Raw genomic sequence first — 16905 nt, forward strand, 5'->3', positions numbered from 1 at the left:
TGGGGATCAGGCGTCCGCGGGAGCGTCGCCGGCGTGGAAGTTGACCGCACGGCCCGGCACGACAGTCGAGATCGCGTGCTTGTAGACCATCTGCGTCACAGTGTTGCGCAGCAGGACGACGTACTGGTCAAACGATTCGATGTGGCCTTGGAGCTTGATGCCGTTCACGAGGTAGATCGAAACGGGCACATGCTCTTTGCGGAGCAGGTTCAAAAAGGGGTCCTGCAAAAGTTGGCCTTTGTTGCTCATCGGTATGCTCCGAGTTATTCGGGGGGATGGGGGACTACGGGTAAGACCTTAACACAGCGTCTCAGGCCCTCCAGAGGTCAGCCTAGGTCTTTTCGTCGAAGGGATTCTTCGAAGAACGCAGCTCGATCTTCAGCGGCGTTCCGACCAGCTTGTAGTGCGCGCGGATGCGGCCTTCCAGATAGCGCTTGTAGACCTCGGTGACACCGTCCAGCGCATTGCCGTGGATGACGACGATGGGCGGGTTCTGGCCGCCTTGGTGGGCATAGCGCATCTTGGGGCGCGAAACCCCCGAGCGCTTGGGCTGCTGATGCTCCGTGGCTTCCTGGATGAGGCGGGTCAGCACCGGCGTCGTCATCTTGCGGTAGGCCGAGGCGTAGGCGTCGGCCAGCGAATTCCAGACCGCCGACAGGCCCTGGCGCTTCAGCGCCGAGATGTTGTGCATCGGCGCGAACTTCAGGAAGGTCAGACGCTGCTCGATCTGGCGCTGCAGCGTCTCACGCTGGTAGCTGTCGACGGCGTCCCACTTGTTGAGCGCAAGCACCACCGCACGGCCGCTGTCGAGGATGTAGCCGGCGATGTGGGCATCCTGGTCGGTCACGCCCTGGGTCGCGTCCAGCAGCAGCAGCACGACGTGCGCGTCGGCAATCGCCTGAAGCGTCTTGACGACCGAGAACTTCTCGATGGCCTCGAAGACCTTGCCCTTGCGGCGCAGGCCGGCCGTGTCGATGAGCTTGAATTTCTGGCCGTTGCGCTCGAAATCGACCGAGATCGCGTCGCGGGTCGTGCCCGGCATGTCGAAGGCGACCAGGCGCTCTTCGCCCAGCCAGGTGTTGATCAGCGTGCTCTTGCCGACGTTGGGCCGGCCGGCCACGGCCAGGCGGATGACGCCGTCCTGCTGCGGCCCGGCACCGAATTCCTCGGTGGCGTCCTCGAAGGGCTCCAGCACCGCGTCCAGCAGGCTGCGGATGCCCTGGCCATGGGCCGACGAGATCGGATGCGGTTCGCCCATGCCGAGCTCATGGAACTCGGCCAGCAAAGGCGATTCGCTCATGCCCTCGGCCTTGTTGACGGCCAGATGCACGCGCTTGTTGACGCTGCGCAGATAGCGCGCAATGTCGCTGTCGTGCGCCGACAAACCCAGGCGGATATCGACGACGAAGATGACCGCATCGGCCTCGGCCACGGCCTGCTTGGTCTGCTTGGCCATCTCCTTGACGATGCCGGTGCTGCTGTCGGGCTCGAAGCCGCCGGTGTCGATGCAGATGAACTCGCGGTCGCCCATGCGGCCGTCGCCGTAGTGGCGGTCGCGCGTCAGGCCGGCGAAGTCGGCCACGATGGCGTCGCGCGACTTGGTCAGGCGGTTGAACAGCGTCGACTTGCCCACATTGGGGCGGCCGACCAGGGCAATGACAGGTTTCATTCGGCGGTGATCGCGAACAGGCCGCCGCTCTTGGTCGCAACGAGGGCCGTGTCGCCCTGCAGCGCGATCGTGACGACCGGCGAGCCGTCGGTGGCCAGGCGCGAACGCGTCTTGCCGGTGTCGCGGTCGATCAGATGGATCTGGCCCTCGAAGTCGCCGATCAGCACCTGCTTGGCCGTCACCACGGGTTCGGACAGCTTGCGGCGCTGGAACTGGTCCGCCGACCAGGCGAGATCGCCGTTGGCCAGCTTCCAGGCCGACAGGCGGTCGGAGGCGTCGCCGGCGACGACGACCTGGGCGTCAGCGCCGATGCCGTTGGTGCCACCGACGACGCGGTTCCACAGCGCGCTGCCGCGCTCGGCGTTCACGCAACCCACCGAGGACTGGAAAGCGCGCGCGCAGATCACCTCGCCCTGGCGCACAGCCGGGCCAACCAGGTCGGCCAGGCGCTCGACTTCATTCGTGCCACGCGGCGTGGCCACGCTGGCTTCCCAGCGCAACTGGCCCTTGACCGGGTCGACACCGGCCAGGCGCGGGCCTTGGCCAACCACCAGTGTGTCCTTGTAGGCCAGCAGCACACCGGCCTTGGCCAGCGTCAGCGGCTCGCCGGGGCGCTTCAGCTCCCAGATCTTGCGGCCATCCAGCACGTCGAAGGCCAGCACTTGGCGGTCCAGCGTCAATGTGAAGACACGCTCGCCAGCCACCAAGGGCGCAGCGACGACGGGCGTCGGCAGGGCCTTCTTCCAGGCCACCTTGCCGTTGTCCAGCACGACCAGTTCGTTGTCGCGGTTGACGACAGCGGCAAAGCGGCCATCGCTGCCGATCCCGGCCGACAGCTTGGCGCCCACATCGCCGCGCCAAAGCTCGCGGCCATCGGCGGCGGCCAGCGCGCGCACGCTGCCATCGCTGCTGGCGACGACGAAGCGGTCACCAGGCGTCGCGATGCTGAGCGGGAAGCCGATGTTGTCGCCCTTGGCGCTCCAGACGATGCGGCCGCTCGCCGGGCCGGACAGGGTCTCCAGCGCAGCCGGCTTGTCCTTCTCGCTGCCGAACCAGGAGGTCCACGTCGAGCTGATCGTGGAACAGCCGGTCAGCGAAGCCGCCAGCAGCGAGATCAGGGCAACCCGCCTCATTGCGCGGCTCCGGCGGCTTCGATGGCGGTCGGCACACCCAGCGTCGCCAGCTTGGCCTCGACGATGCGGCGGTAGTCCTGGGTCTTCTCCATGCCGGCCAGGGCCTTCTGGTACTCGGCCTTGGCGGCGTCGCGCTTGTCCTGCAACAGCAGCAGGTCGCCACGGCGGTCGGCCACCAGGGCGGCGAATTCGGTCGTCTTGATCGCGTCCAGCGTCTTGGCGGCCTCGTCATAGGCCTTGGCGTCGAGCTGCAGGCCGGCCAGGCGCAGGCGGGCCACGTCGCGGTAGGGGCCGCCCTCGGCGCCCTGCTCGGCCACCCAGGTCAGGCTCTGTTTGGCGTCGTCGGCCTTGCCCTTGTCCAGCTGCAGCTTGGCAACCTGCAACCCGGCCTGGGCCGCATAACCTGTGCCGCCGTAACGGGCTTTCAGGTCGCCCGCGGCGATGGCGGCCTTGTCGACGTCCTGGGCGGCCAGGGCGCGGTCGAATTCGTCGTACATCGCGGCGGCCTTGGCAGCTTGGTCGCGCTGATACCAGTTCCAGCCTTGCCAGGCGGCAAAGGCGGCCAGGACGGCGGTCAGCACCCAGGTGATGAGGTTGCCCCAGCGCTTCCAGAACGCTTTGAGTTGTTCGAGTTGTTCTTGTTCTTCGAGGTCGAGATGGGCAGCCATGGGAAAACTTCAGGAAAGGGTCTCGGGAGGCCCGGGATTATGCGGGGAGGAGATCGGCGGCCCAGGAGGCCACGTCGGCGATCGGCCGGCTGAGCTGTTCACCACCGTCGCGCAGCGGCTTGACGCTCACCTCGCCACGGGCCAGTTCGTCGGCGCCGAACACCAGCACGAAGCGCGCGCCCGAGCGGTCGGCCTTCTTGAACTGCGACGTGAACGAGCCGCCACCGGCGTGCATCTGCACGGCCACACCGGCCGCGCGCAGCGCTTCCAGCGTGGGCAGGATGCGGAGCAACTCGGCCGGGTCGGGCACGACGGCGTAGACGTCAGGAACGAGCGTGGGCGACTGCAGGCCCAGCGTCTCCAGCAGCAGCAGCAGGCGCTCCATGCCCATGCCGAAGCCCACGGCTGGCGTGGGCTTGCCGCCCAACTGCTCCACCAGGCCGTCATAGCGGCCGCCGGCGCAGATCGTGCCCTGGGCGCCGAGCTTGTCGGTGACCCACTCGAACACGGTGAGGTTGTAGTAGTCCAGCCCGCGCACCAGACGGGGGTTGATGCGGTAGGCCAGGCCCACCGAGTCCAGCAGTGCACGCACACCGTCGAAGTGGGCTTGGGATTCGGGGCCCAGGAAGTCCAGCAACTGGGGCGCCCCCTCGGCCATGGCCTGCATGGCGGGGTTCTTGGTGTCCAGCACGCGCAGCGGGTTGGCGTACATGCGGCGCTTGGCTTCCTCGTCCAGCACGTCCTGGTGCTGCTCGAGGTAGCTGATCAAGGCCTCGCGGTGGGCGCGGCGCTCGTCGGGCTGGCCCAGGCAGTTGATCTCCAGCGTCACGTCCTGGCCTTCGATGAGGCCCAGTTCGCGCCACAGCGTGCGGGCCAGCAGGATGACCTCGGCGTCCACGTCCGGACCGGCAAAACCGAGCGCCTCGATGCCCATCTGGTGGAACTGGCGGTAACGGCCCTTCTGCGGCTTCTCGCGGCGGAACATCGGGCCGATGTAGTACAGGCGACGCGGGCTGTCGCGCAGATAGCTGTGCTCGACCATGGCGCGCACAACGCCCGCCGTGCCCTCGGGGCGCAAGGCCAGGTGCTCGGCCTGGCCATGCTTGTCGGCGCGGTCCTCGAAGGCGTACATCTCCTTCTCGACGATGTCGGTCACCTCGCCGATGCCGCGCACGAACAGCGCCGTGGGCTCGACGATGGGCACGCGCACGTTCTGGTAGCCATAGCGCTGCAGCACGCTGCGCATCTTGGCCTCCAGCCACTCCCAGCGCGCCGATTCCGGCGGCAGGATGTCGTTCATGCCCTTCACCGCTTGCAGCGGCTGCAACTTCTTGGTCTCGCTCATGGAATCCGGGTTCAGGCCGTGGCTGTGGCGCCGAAGCGCTTCTCGATGTAGTTTTCGACCAGCGCGTGGAACTCGGCCGCAATGTTGTCGCCGCGCAGGGTCAGCGCCTTCTCGCCGTCGATGAAGACGGGCGCCGCCGGGGCCTCGCCGGTGCCGGGCAGGCTGATGCCGATGTCGGCATGCTTGCTCTCGCCGGGACCGTTGACGATGCAGCCCATGACGGCCACCTTCATCTCCTCGACGCCGGGGTATTTGTCGCGCCAGACCGGCATCTGCAGGCGCAGGAAATCGTCGATCTGCTTGGCCAGTTCCTGGAAGGTCGTGCTGGTCGTGCGGCCGCAGCCCGGGCAGGCGGTGACGCTCGGGTTGAAGTGGCGCAGGCCCAGGGCCTGCAGGATCTCGAGCGCCACGACCACTTCCTGGGTGCGCGACTCGCCCGGCTGGGGCGTGAGGCTGACGCGGATGGTGTCGCCGATGCCTTCCTGGGCCAGGATGCCCAGCGCGACCGAGGAAGCGACCGTGCCCTTGGTGCCCATGCCGGCTTCGGTCAGGCCCAGGTGCAGCGCGTAGTCGCAGCGGCGGGCCAGCTCGCGGTAGACCGAGATCAGGTCCTGCACGCCGCTGACCTTGCAGCTGATGATGATGTTGTCGGGGTTCAGACCCAGCTGGGCGGCATAGGCGGCCGACGTCAGCGCCGATTCGACGAGAGCCTGGTACATGACCGGCTTGGCATCCCAGGGCTGGGCACGCTTGGCGTTCTCGTCCATGAACTGCGCGAGCAGCTCCTGGTCCAGGCTGCCCCAGTTGACGCCGATGCGCACGACCTTGTCGTACTTGGCAGCGGCCTCGACCATCATGGCGAACTGGCGGTCCTTCTTGTCGCCCTTGCCCACATTGCCGGGGTTGATGCGGTACTTGGACAGGGCCTGGGCCATGGCCGGATGCTCGGTCAGCAGGCGGTGGCCGTTGTAGTGGAAGTCGCCCACCAGCGGCACGTCGATGCCCATGCGATCGAGCTGCTCGCGGATGTAGGGCACCTGCTCCGCCGCCTCGGGCGTGTTGACGGTGATGCGCACCATCTCCGAGCCGGCGATGGCCAGCTCCTTGACCTGAATGGCCGTGCCGATCGCGTCCACCGTGTCGGTGTTGGTCATGGACTGCACGCGCACCGGTGCGTCACCGCCGACCGTGACGACACGGCTGCCCCAGACCACGCGGGCCTGGCGGCTCCTGCGCGGCGCAGGTGCGGCCTCGGGGATGATCCATTCGCTCATCATTTCAACTCCAGTCGAGCGATGTTGTCCTTGGCTAGCGGCGCCAGGTCGACGGCGGCACCGCGCCATTCGACCTGGGTGCCGCGCACATTGCCAATGCGCAGCTTGTAGGGCGCGGCGCCCGTGAACTCCTGCTGTTCGCCCGCACGCAGCACCCGCGACAGCAGCGGCTGGCCCTTGGCGTCGGCAACCTCGATCCACGTATCGGCCGTCGCCGTCACGCGCAGCGCGCTGCCGGGCGAAGCGGTGACCGTCGCCTTCACCGGCGGCGCAGAGGCGGGCATGGCGGCGGGCGGCGGTGCAACATCACGCACCTGCAGCGGCGCAGATGCCACAGGTTCTGGCAACGTCGTTGCTGGTTCGGAGGCGGAGGGTGCGGGCACGAATTCGACGATCGGCGCGCTCGCCGTGACAACGGTGCCGGACGCCGCTGGAGCCACCACACTGGCGCCGCGTTCGGGCAACCAGCCCGCTGGGATCCAGTAGATGGCTGCCGCGGCGACCAGCAGCAGCACCGGTCCCCAGATGACGGGCCTCGTCGCCAGGCCCAGCACGCCGCCATCAATGGGGCCGGCACCGCGCTCACGGAAGGGCTGGTTGAGCCCGGGGCGCACGTCGAACTCGCGATCGCGCGTGCGCGGCAGCATCGCCAGCACCGGTGCCGGGTCCACCTTGAGCGCCCGGCACATGGCCGTGGCCAGCGCGCGGGCAAAGGTGGCGTCGGGCAGCTCGTCGAAACGGTCGGCCTCCAGGGCCTCGAGCTTGGCCTGCGGCACCTTGAGCATGACCGCCAGGGCGGCGATGTGCAGGCCGCGCTGCTGGCGCGCGTTCCTGAGCCAGGCGCCCGCGGTGGCGGCCTGGCTGGCGAGTCCCTCGGTGGTGGGTTCCATCGTCTCGTTCTTGCTGTGCGCCGCAGTCACGGCTTATTCGTCGTAACGGCCGGCGTCCAGGGACTGGGTCTCCGGGGCCTGGGGGTATTTGCGGCGCATTTGCATGGCCAGATCGTCCACCGTGCCGCTGTTGCCGAGCTTGCGCTCGATGCGCAACTGCAGCCACAGGCTCTGGGCATTGACTTGCTCGGGCTGACTGTTGACACGCTTCACATAGAAACGGGCACGCTCCAGCTCGCGGTTGCGAAACAGCACATCGGACAGATTCATGGCGACAGCCGGGCTGCCAGGGTCCAGCTCGAAGGCGCGCGCCAGCGTCTTCTCGGCGACCAGCATGCGGCCCGAACGGGCCTCGCAGACGCCCTTGGCGAGCAGGGTGCGGGCCGGCGCGCGATAAGTGGACTGGGCCAGGGCCTGGTCGAACAGTGAGTCCGCCGTCGGCCAGCGCTGCTGCTGGCACATGAACCAGCCGTAGTTGTGCAGCGTGTCGGGATCATTGGGATAGACGACCAGGGCGCGGCGGAAGGCCTCCTCAGCAAGCTGGTGCTCGCCCATGGCGGCGTAGATGAGGCCGCGCAGGTTGACGGCTTCACGCATGTCGGGCTTGAGCTGCAGCGCCATCTTGAGCTCGTCCAGGGCCGTGTTGAACTGGCCGCGCGAGAAATAGCCCTGGGCCAGTTCGAGCCGGATCGCGGCGCGGCGGTCGCCGTCGGTCTGGTCCGAGTCGGTTTTGATCTCGCGGTCGGCGCTGGGCGCGGTGGTACCGGCGCAGGCAGCAAGGAGGGCGGCGGCCAGAACGATCAACAGTCGCTTCATCAATTCCTCGAAGGTGGCACCAGGGGGCATCAGGTGGATTTGGCCACCGTGACGGGTGCCCTGACCATGCGGATATGCGCGCGGGTGCGGTCCTGCACCTCGCCGGCCAACTGGCCGCAGGCGGCGTCGATGTCGTCGCCGCGCGTCTTGCGCACCGTCGTCACGATACCTGCCTGGATCAGCACCTCGGCAAAGGCCTGCACGCGCGCATTCGTGCTGCGCGTGAGGCCCGAGGCCGGGAAGGGGTTGAAGGGGATCAGGTTGATCTTGCAGTTGACCTTGTTCCTCAACAGCCTGACCAGCTCATAGGCCTGCTCGGGCGAATCGTTCACCTCCTGCAACATGCAGTACTCGAAGGTGATGAAGTCGCGCGGCGCCTTCTCGAGGTAGCGGTTGCAGGCGTCCAGCAACTCGGCGATGGGGTATTTCTTGTTCAGCGGCACGAGCTGGTCGCGCAGCGGATCGGTCGGCGCGTGCAGGCTGACGGCCATGGCCACCGGGCAATCCTCGCGCATCCGGTCGATCATGGGCACGACGCCCGAAGTCGACACGGTGACGCGGCGGCGGCTCAGGCCATAGCCATGGTCATCCAGCATGGTCTTGAGCGCCGGCACGAGCTGGTCGTAGTTCTGCAGCGGCTCGCCCATGCCCATCATGACGACGTTGGAGATCACCCGCTCCGTCGTGTTGAGGCGTTTGCGCAGGTTGTGTTCGGCAAACCAGAGCTGGGCCGTGATCTCGGCGGTCGTCAGGTTGCGGCTGAAGCCCTGATGGCCCGTCGAGCAGAAGCGGCAGCCGACCGCGCAGCCGGCCTGGCTGGAGATGCACAGCGTGCCGCGATCATCCTCAGGGATGAAGACGGCCTCGACGGCATTGCCAGCGCCGACATCGAACAGCCACTTGATGGTGCCATCCGTCGAGACATGTTCGGAAATGACAGGCAGCGCCGCGATGTGGGCACGGCCCTTGAGCTTCTCGCGCAGGGACTTGGCGAGGTCGGACATCTGGTCGAAGTCCGACGCGCCCTTCTGGTGGACCCAGCGGAACAGCTGGGTCGCACGGAATTTCTTTTCGCCCAGTTGCTCGCAGTAGGCGGCCAGGCCTGGAAGATCGAATCCGAGCAGGTTGACCGTATCCATTGCAAACCTCCAAGCGCCCCGCCGTCGCCGGCTAGTGTCCTACTTAGCGACTGCAGCGGAACTGGCTTTGCCAGGCCGCTAGCAGTGCCCCTTGAGGGGCCGGCGTCAGCCGGTAGGGGTGGGCTTGATCAGCGACCGGCGTAGACGTTCATGCCGGGGAAGAAGAAGGCCACTTCGACAGCGGCCGTTTCGGCGGCGTCGGAGCCGTGCACGGCGTTGGCGTCGATGCTGTCGGCGAAGTCGGCGCGGATGGTGCCCTTCTCGGCCTTCTTGGGATCGGTGGCGCCCATCAGGTCACGGTTCTTCAGGATGGCGCCTTCGCCTTGCAGGGCCTGGATCATGACCGGGCCGGAGATCATGAAGCTGACCAGGTCGTTGAAGAAGGGGCGGGCCTTGTGGACGGCGTAGAACTGCTCGGCTTCGACGCGCGACAGGTGCACCATCTTGGCAGCCACGATCTTCAGGCCGGCGCCTTCAAAACGGGCGTAGATCTGGCCGATGACGTTCTTCGCCACGGCATCGGGCTTGATGATGGACAGGGTGGTTTCGATCGCCATGGAGTTCTCCTGAAGGGCTGTATTGGACAAAGCCTGTGATTGTAGCGGGCAGGGATGACCCTAGTTGTATCGCCTGCCCGGTTTCAGCGACGTCCGCCGTAGCCGCCGCCGGAGCGACCACCACCGCCGCCACCACCGCCACCGCCACCCTTGCCACCGCGGCCACCACCACCGCCGCGGCGCAGGAAGGCGTCGCCGCCGATATAGCCCACCGAGGTCTGCATCGGATCGGGTTCACGCGGGCCATTACCCTTGTTGCCACCGCCCTTGCCTTGCCTGTTGTCCTGCTGGCTGCCACCGGCGCCAAAGCCCTGAGGCAGGCCGCGCTTGCCGCTCGTCGCATGGCGGCGGTCGAAGGTCTGCTCCAGCGGGTTGACGTGATGCGGAATGAAGCCGTCATCCTCCTCATCGTCACGGCGCGCGGCGCGCTCCTCGCGCGGCGGACGCGCTTGCTGCGGCTGCGGCGCCTCGGGCGGGCGGCTCGGGCGCGGGCCGCCACTGCCGCTGTGGCGCTCGTCGTTGCGGCGCTTGTTGCGGTCGTTCTTGTTGCCTTGGCCCTGCTGCTGTTGCGGCTGGCCCTTGCCCTGCCCTTGCCCGAAGTTCTGGCCCTGGCCACTGTTGGAGGTATGACCGGCCAGGCGGCGGATGACGCGCACGTCGTCGTCGCCCAGTTCCACCCAGACGCCACGCTTCAAGCCGCGCGGCAGCACGACGGTGCCGTAGCGGATGCGGATCAGGCGGCTGACGACCATGCCGACAGCCTCGAAGAGCTTGCGCACTTCGCGGTTGCGGCCCTCGGTGATGACGACGCGGTACCAGCGGTTGGCGCCTTCGCCGCCACCGTCCTCGATGCTCTTGAAGGAGGCCACTTGACCTTCGACGTTGACGCCTTCGAGCAGCTTGGCGCGCTGCTCGTCGCTCAGCGCCCCCAGCACCCGGGCCGCGTACTCACGCTCCACGCCGAAGCGCGGATGCATCAGTTGGTTGGCCAGTTCGCCGGAATTGGTGAACAGCAGCAGGCCTTCGGTGTTGATGTCCAGGCGGCCGACGGACTGCCATTTCTGGCCCTGCACGCGCGGCAGCGAGCGGAACACCGTCGGGCGGCCTTCCGGGTCGTTGAAGGTCGAGACCTCGCCTGTGGGCTTGTGATAGGCCAGGATGCGCGGGTTCGGCGGCGAGATGCGCACGCGCACCTCCTTGCCATTGACGCGCACCCGGTCACCGAAGGAGATGCGCTGGCCGACGTGGGCGACCTCGCCGTTCACCTCGATCTTGCCCTCGGCGATCCATTCCTCGATGTCGCGACGCGAGCCGATACCGGCCTGGGCCAGCACCTTCTGCAGCTTGGGGGCATCGGCATCCGGCGCCAGCACGCGCTTGGCTTCACCCTCAGCACCCTCCTCCACCGCTTCGTCAGCCTCGGGCCGCAGTTGTGGTGGCTCGCCCACCGGCCCTTCGGATTCGGCGTCCAGATTGCCCGACAGCACATCGGCGAAGCGCGCCCCCGCGGCCTCGACGAGTTCTGGCGCCACGACCGCGCCAGGCAGTTCATCCCCGCCCGCGACCGGGGCGTCCTGACGCTCCGCACGGTCCTTGCGGTTGCGGCGACGGTTGCGGCCTCGGCCGCCACGCTCGCCGTCCTCACCCGCCTCGCCGTCATTCCCTTCGTCATCCGCCTGACCACTCGCCGCAGCCGGAGCGGCCGACGCCTCTTCCGCCAACGTGAAGATGGGCACTTCGGCAGGCGCGGTCGCCCCCTCAGCGGCGGCAGCCTTGCGCGGCGCGCGCTTGCGGGCCGGCGCAGGCGCCTCGTCGGCGGGCGCTGCCTCGGGCGCAGGCGCTGCCTCTTCCACCACCGCCTCAGCGGCCTTGCGGCGGGTGCGCTTCACCGCCACGGGCGCTTCGGCCTCGGGTGCGGTCTCGGCGGGTGCCTTGACCGTCGTGCGGCGCCGCTTGGGCGCGGCAGGCGCTTCGGCGTCGGCGTCGGGAGGCAGGGACTTGTCTTGGTCGGCAGCGTCGTTCATGCGGATTCGGGCTGGGGTTGCGGGGGCGGGTCGGTGGGGTCGGGATTGGGAAGTGCGGGCGTGCCGTCGTCGCCAAACAGGCTCAGACTCGGGACGATCTCTTCGGCAGGCGGCTCGGCAGGGATTTCGGCGGGCGTTTCAGCGAGCGTTTCAGCGGAAGCCTCGGCCGGCAACTCAGCGTCTTCTGAGTTGTCCAGCAGCTGGCCCTGCAGCGCCTCGAAGGCTGGCGGGGCTTCGCCGCCAATGTCCAGGGCGGGCAACTGTTCCAGGCTGGCCAGGCCCAGGTCGTCCAGGAAGGACTTGGTCGTCGCGTACAACGCCGGGCGGCCCGGGGTCTCGCGGTGGCCGATGGCCTCGATCCAGCCGCGGTCCTCAAGCTGCTTGACGATCTGGCTGGCGACGACGACGCCACGGATGTCCTCGATGTCGCCGCGCGTAACAGGCTGGCGGTAGGCAATGATGGCCAGCGTCTCCAGCACGGCACGCGAATAGCGCGGCGGCTTCTCGGGATGCAGCCGGTCGAGGTACTCGCGCAGCTCGGGGCGGCTCTGGAAGCGCCAGCCCGAGGCCAGCGCCACCAGCTCGACGCCCTTGCCTTCCCAATCGCGGCTCAGCTCGTCAAGCAGGCTGCGCACGGTATCGGCGCCGAGTTCGTCGGCGAACAGGCTGCGCAGCTCGCGCAGCGTCAGCGGCTGCGAAGCACAGATCAGTGCGGTCTCGAGGACGCGCTTGGCATCCTGGGTGTTCATGAACGCAATCGCGCCCTCAATCAAGCCTGGCTTGGCAATCCGTCCGGGCCTGGGCGCTCACAGCGTTCGGCAGGCAATGCGGACGGGGTCTGTCCGGGCGTCACGGTGGGGCTCAACAGCCTTCCAGCGAAACGCGATCGGGGTGGTTGACCGGGCGGGCGGATGAACTGCTAACCGCACGGGTCGCGCACATTTGGCGCGCTGGCTGCCACGACAACCGAGGTGCATTGTATAGCCCTGTCAGCCGGGCAGGTCGGCGGCACCGATCTGGGCCCAGGCGGAGGCCAGGTCGGCGGGCAGCGGCGCGGTCAGCACCAGAGGTTCGCCGGTGGTCGGGTGGGTGAGGGACAGCCGTGCCGCATGCAGGGCCTGGCGCGTGAGGCCCAGGGCCGGCGCGCCGCCATAGAGCACGTCCGCCAGCATGGGGTGGCCGCTGTGCGTCAGGTGCACGCGGATCTGGTGGGTGCGACCCGTGTGCAGCACGCAATGCACCGCGCTGATGGCCCGGCCATTCACTTCGCCGACACCCAACGGAAAGAAATCGGTGCGCGCCGGCTTGCCGAGGTTGGCGGGGGCAATGGACATCTTGACGCGCGACACCGGGTCGCGGCGCATGGCCTGGTCGACGACGAAAGGCTCCTCGACACGCCCCCAGGCCAGAGCCAGGTATTCGCGGTGCACCTCGCGCGCTGAAATCTGGCGCATCAGCGCCGTGACGGCCGCCAGCGTCTTGCCGACGACCATGACGCCGCTGGTGTCCTTGTCCAGCCGGTGCACGATGCCGCCGCGCGGCAGCGTCGCTGCGGCGGCGTGATGGGCCAGCAGGCCGTTCATCAGCGTACCCGACCAGTTGCCCGCGGCCGGGTGCACGACCAGGCCGGCAGGCTTGTTGACCACCGCCATGTGCTCGTCCTCATAGACGAAGTCCAGCGCCATGGCCTCGGCACGGAAGGCACGGCTCTCGTCGGTCGGCAGCAATTCGATCTCGACGCGCTGGCCGGCGCGCAGCTTGTGGGCGGCCTTCTCCAGCACCTTGCCGTCCACCGTCACGCAGCCGCGCTCGATCAGGGATTGCAGATGGTTGCGCGAGAACTCCGGCGCCCGTGTCGTCAGCCAGCGGTCCAGGCGCTCGCCATGGCCGGCGGCATCGACATCTGCCGTGCGCCGTTCAGCGTCGCCGGCTTCTTCGACCCCCGGCTCGAATTCGTCCTGACCCCCCACCCTATACTCCGCGTCCATTGTTCCCTGTGACCAGCCGGCAGCATCGCCGTCGACTTCAGACATGTTTGTTGAGAAATTCAAGACCGCCCGCGTCGTCGCTGGCACTGTCCTGATGGCGTTCGCGCTGGGCTTGAGCGGTTGCGGCTCCACGGCCAAGGAGGATCCGAACTCCCAGGCGGCGCTGGACAAATTGTATGCAGACGCCAAGGACGACCTGAACGCCGGCAGTTACGACCGCGCCATCAAGGCGCTCGAAAAGATCGAAGGTCGCGCCGCCGGCACGACGATGGGCCAGCAGGCGACGCTGGATGTGGCCTGGGCGTACTACCGCACGGGCGAGCGCGCCCAGGCGATTGCCACGCTGGACCGCTTCATCAAGCTCAACCCGTCCAGCCCGGCGATGGACTACGCCCTGTACATGAAGGGCATCGTCAACTTCAACGAGGACTTGGGACTGTTCGGCCGCCTGGCCAACCAGGACGTGTCCGAGCGCGACCAGCAGGCCTCGCGAGAAGCCCTGCTGGCCTTCCGCCAGCTCGTCGAGCAATTCCCCGAGTCCAAGTACGCGGCCGAGGCGACGACGCGCATCAACTTCATCACCAACACGCTGGCGGCCTACGAGATCCACGTGGCGCGCTACTACTTCAACCGCAAGGCCTACGTCGCCGCGGCGAACCGCGCCCAGTCAGCCGTGGCCGAGTTCCAGTACGCGCCCGGCATCGAGGAAGGCCTTTTCATCATGGGCGAGAGCTATGACAAGCTCGGCCTGACCCAGCTGCGTGACGACGCCCGCCGCGTGCTCGACAAGAACTTCCCCGACAGCCAGTACGCCAACAACGGCGCCAACCGCAAGAAGCCCTGGTGGCAGCTCTGGTAAGTTGAATTGGACGGGCCGCTCAGGCCCGTTTTCTATTCCGGGCCGAGCGCCGGGCCGCTCCCAAGCCGGCCCGACCGGCGATGTGCGCGCGGCTCGATGCCGCGAGCATCGCCGTCCCCGCGGGGGCTGAGGCCGGACACGGCAAGTCCTGTGGACTTGGCGTGCCTGCCGAAGAGCAGCCGCCCCGTCGGCTGCGCGGTCTGCAAGACCGACCAGACTTGCTCGCGTTCAGCGATGCAAGGTTGGGCGAGGGGTCGTCACGTCACGCCCGTTCTGCATTCAGCAACTGCAACCAGGCCAGGGCCTCGGCTTCGTTGGCCACCGCCGTCATCGGCGGCAGCGCCGCGCGCAGGCGGCGTCCATAGTTCATGCCCGCCATGCGTGGGTCGCACACCACCAGCAGGCCACGATCGGTCTCGGTACGGATCAGCCTCCCGGCGCCCTGCTTGAGCGCAATCGCCGCCTCGGCGACGAAATATTCCGAGAAGGCATTGCGCCCCTGGGCCTCCAGGCGCTGCACACGCGCCTCCACGAGCGGGTCGTTGGGCGGCGGGAAGGGCAATTTGTCGATGATCACGCATTGCAGTGCGTCGCCGGGCACATCGATGCCTTCCCAGAAGCTGGCCGAGCCGACCAGGACCGACGCCGGGTTGTCGATGAAGCGCTGCAGCAGCACACGCTTGGGGGCAGCGCCCTGCTGCAGCACGGCGATCGCGTCGCCGGCCTCCTCGAAGCGCTCACGCAGCGCGTCGGCCACGGTCTGCAGATTGCGCAACGTCGTGGTCAGCACGAAAGTGCGACCGCCTAGCGCCCGTGCCAGGCGTGACGCCAGCAGAGCAACGCTCGGCGGATGGCTGGGCTCACTGGGCTTTGGGAAACCGCGCGGCACGTAAAGGCGCGCATGAGTCGGATAGTCGAAGGGGCTGCCGACACGCAGCACCTCGGCCTCGGTCAGGCCAGCGGGCTCGGTGAACCACGTCAATCCTTCGTCGTCGCCCAGCGTGGCCGAGGTGAACACCCAGGCCTTGGGCGGCCCCTCCAGCTGCTGCTGCATCGCGTCGCGGATGTCCAGGGGCGACTCGACCAGGCGGGCCGCATGCGGGCTGATGTCGATCCAGCGCACGTCTCCCGGATCAGGGTCGGTGGCGAACTGTTTGGCCAACTCACGCAACTCTTGGGCCCGCTCACACAGGCGCGCGAAATCGGGCGCGGCCTCGCGCACGGCGGTCAGGGCCTCCAAGGCCTTGGCCGTCGCCACTTCGACGCCAGCCAGCGCCGTGGCGAAACCGGGCTGGTTCGCCCTCTCCTTCCAGCCCAGCTTGAGTGTGCCGCGCAGCTCGCGGCCGGCGGTGGCCAGCGGGCCGGCCGCGGCCAGGCGCAGCTCCCGCGCCGCCTTCTCGACACCCGCATGCAGGCCCTGCCAGTCGTGCACGCCGCGTGCATGGGCCAGGCCCTGGGCCAGCACATCACGCGCGAAATCGATCAGCGAGGCCGTACCCAGCAGCGTGCCGAGGAACTGCACGCCGGCCTCGGCGAGCTGGTGGGCCTCGTCGAAGATGGCGATCTCGACGCTGGGCAGCAGCTCGGCCACGCCGGTGTCGCGCAGCGTCATGTCGGCGAAGAAGAGGTGGTGGTTGACGACGACGACATCGGCCTCCATCGCCTCGCGTCGCGCCTTGACGACGTAGCAGCTCTTCCAGTCCGGGCACTCCTGGCCAAGGCAGTTCTCGCGGCTGGAGCTGACGATGGGGATGATGGGCGAGCGCTCGTCCAAGCCGTCGATCTCGGCAAAATCGCCCGTCGTCGTGCCCAGGGCCCAGCGCTCGATGCGCGCCAGCGACAGCGCGGTGCGGCGGTCCGGGAACTCGCCGGACACGCGCGCCTCCTTCATGCGGTGCAGGCAGAGGTAGCTGCTGCGCCCCTTCAGCAGCGCCAGGCGCACCGGCGTGTTCAAGGCCTTGGTCAGTCGCGGCAGGTCGCGCAGGAAGAGCTGGTCCTGCAGGCTCTTGGTGGCGGTGCTGATGAGGGCACGGCTACCCGCCAGCAGGGCCGGGACGAGGTAGGCGAAGGTCTTGCCGACACCGGTACCCGCTTCGACGACCAGGGCCTGGCGGCGGCTGAGCGCCCGGGCGACGGCACGGGTCATCTCCAACTGGGGCGCGCGGGGCCTGTAGCCCCGGTCCAGGCGCGCCAAGGGGCCGTCCAGGTCGAAAGCGGCCAAAACGGCCTGTTCGAGTTCGTCAGCAGCGGGCGGGGCGGGAGGGGTGGCCTGATCGAGGGCGTCGAGCCAGTCGTCGAGATCAGGCGGGTTCATCGGGTTCTGTGGCGGCCTCCAACCGGGCAATCATGTCGCGCAGAACCAGGCGGCGCTTCTTCAGCCGCTGCAGTGCCAACTCGTCCACCGGCGACTGTTCGACCAGTCGGTCGATCATCGCGTCGAGGTCGCCATGCTCCATGCGCAGCTCGATGAGCCGCCGGGGCAACGAGTGAAGTTGTTCATCCATCCAAGGGTTTACGAAGGCGGTTCGATGCGGGCACAAGCT

General features: G+C 68.0%; 16 protein-coding genes. 1 reads left to right on the forward strand and 15 read right to left on the reverse strand.

Features of this window, described 5'->3' with window-relative positions; translation table 11 throughout:
• Positions 1-6: 6 nt before the first annotated feature.
• From hfq to ASC91_RS15330, 13 genes are all read right to left on the reverse strand, one after another.
• A complete protein-coding gene (gene hfq / locus ASC91_RS15270; protein WP_056198163.1) occupies positions 7-249 on the reverse strand; it encodes an RNA chaperone Hfq in 243 nt (80 codons plus the stop codon).
• Between the two features lie 82 nt (positions 250-331).
• Entirely contained in the window at positions 332-1669 is a 1338-nt protein-coding gene (gene der, locus ASC91_RS15275) for a ribosome biogenesis GTPase Der (RefSeq protein ID WP_056198165.1), read from the reverse strand.
• The gene (gene bamB / locus ASC91_RS15280; protein ID WP_056198167.1) at positions 1666-2802 is read right to left on the reverse strand and encodes an outer membrane protein assembly factor BamB; all 1137 of its coding nucleotides are present in this window, start codon (positions 2800-2802) and stop codon (positions 1666-1668) included. The genes der and bamB overlap by 4 nt, the downstream gene beginning before the upstream one ends.
• Entirely contained in the window at positions 2799-3470 is a 672-nt protein-coding gene (locus ASC91_RS15285; RefSeq protein ID WP_056198169.1) for a tetratricopeptide repeat protein, read from the reverse strand. The genes bamB and ASC91_RS15285 overlap by 4 nt, the downstream gene beginning before the upstream one ends.
• Positions 3471-3507: 37 nt before the next feature.
• Positions 3508-4815, reverse strand: a complete 1308-nt coding sequence (hisS, locus tag ASC91_RS15290) for a histidine--tRNA ligase (protein ID WP_056198171.1) — start codon at positions 4813-4815, stop codon at positions 3508-3510.
• An 11-nt stretch (positions 4816-4826) separates the two neighbouring features.
• Positions 4827-6092, reverse strand: a complete 1266-nt coding sequence (gene ispG, locus ASC91_RS15295) for a flavodoxin-dependent (E)-4-hydroxy-3-methylbut-2-enyl-diphosphate synthase (RefSeq protein ID WP_157281648.1) — start codon at positions 6090-6092, stop codon at positions 4827-4829.
• On the reverse strand, positions 6089-6979 hold the full coding sequence (locus ASC91_RS15300) for a RodZ domain-containing protein (protein ID WP_082532775.1): 891 nt from the start codon (positions 6977-6979) through the stop codon (positions 6089-6091). Before ASC91_RS15300 ends, ispG begins: the two co-directional genes overlap by 4 nt.
• A 33-nt stretch (positions 6980-7012) precedes the next feature.
• Positions 7013-7795, reverse strand: a complete 783-nt coding sequence (gene pilW / locus ASC91_RS15305) for a type IV pilus biogenesis/stability protein PilW (RefSeq protein WP_235531996.1) — start codon at positions 7793-7795, stop codon at positions 7013-7015.
• A 29-nt stretch (positions 7796-7824) separates the two neighbouring features.
• Positions 7825-8934 carry a 23S rRNA (adenine(2503)-C(2))-methyltransferase RlmN gene (gene rlmN / locus ASC91_RS15310; RefSeq protein ID WP_056198176.1) on the reverse strand — a complete coding sequence of 370 codons (1110 nt, stop codon included), beginning with the start codon at positions 8932-8934 and terminating at the stop codon, positions 7825-7827.
• 128 nt (positions 8935-9062) lie between these two features.
• Positions 9063-9491, reverse strand: a complete 429-nt coding sequence (gene ndk / locus ASC91_RS15315; RefSeq protein WP_056198178.1) for a nucleoside-diphosphate kinase — start codon at positions 9489-9491, stop codon at positions 9063-9065.
• A gap of 83 nt (positions 9492-9574) precedes the next feature.
• The gene (locus ASC91_RS15320) at positions 9575-11515 is read right to left on the reverse strand and encodes a pseudouridine synthase (protein WP_056198180.1); all 1941 of its coding nucleotides are present in this window, start codon (positions 11513-11515) and stop codon (positions 9575-9577) included.
• On the reverse strand, positions 11512-12264 hold the full coding sequence (gene scpB / locus ASC91_RS15325) for an SMC-Scp complex subunit ScpB (protein WP_082532776.1): 753 nt from the start codon (positions 12262-12264) through the stop codon (positions 11512-11514). The genes ASC91_RS15320 and scpB overlap by 4 nt, the downstream gene beginning before the upstream one ends.
• Before the next feature lie 240 nt (positions 12265-12504).
• A complete protein-coding gene (locus tag ASC91_RS15330) occupies positions 12505-13503 on the reverse strand; it encodes an RluA family pseudouridine synthase (protein WP_056199629.1) in 999 nt (332 codons plus the stop codon).
• 43 nt (positions 13504-13546) lie between these two features.
• Here ASC91_RS15330 and ASC91_RS15335 point away from each other — a divergent pair, with 43 nt between their 5' ends.
• Positions 13547-14362 carry an outer membrane protein assembly factor BamD gene (locus ASC91_RS15335; RefSeq protein ID WP_056198183.1) on the forward strand — a complete coding sequence of 272 codons (816 nt, stop codon included), beginning with the start codon at positions 13547-13549 and terminating at the stop codon, positions 14360-14362.
• Between the two features lie 262 nt (positions 14363-14624).
• Here the strand turns inward: ASC91_RS15335 and ASC91_RS15340 are convergent, their stop codons facing one another.
• Both ASC91_RS15340 and ASC91_RS15345 read right to left on the reverse strand, forming a co-directional pair.
• Complete coding sequence (locus ASC91_RS15340; RefSeq protein WP_082532703.1) at positions 14625-16676, reverse strand: ATP-dependent DNA helicase; 2052 nt, start codon at positions 16674-16676, stop codon at positions 14625-14627.
• A complete protein-coding gene (locus tag ASC91_RS15345) occupies positions 16663-16866 on the reverse strand; it encodes a YdcH family protein (protein ID WP_056198185.1) in 204 nt (67 codons plus the stop codon). The genes ASC91_RS15340 and ASC91_RS15345 overlap by 14 nt, the downstream gene beginning before the upstream one ends.
• Positions 16867-16905 lie beyond the last annotated feature (39 nt).

This window comes from Pelomonas sp. Root1237 (assembly GCF_001425055.1).
Classification (GTDB): domain Bacteria; phylum Pseudomonadota; class Gammaproteobacteria; order Burkholderiales; family Burkholderiaceae_C; genus Pelomonas.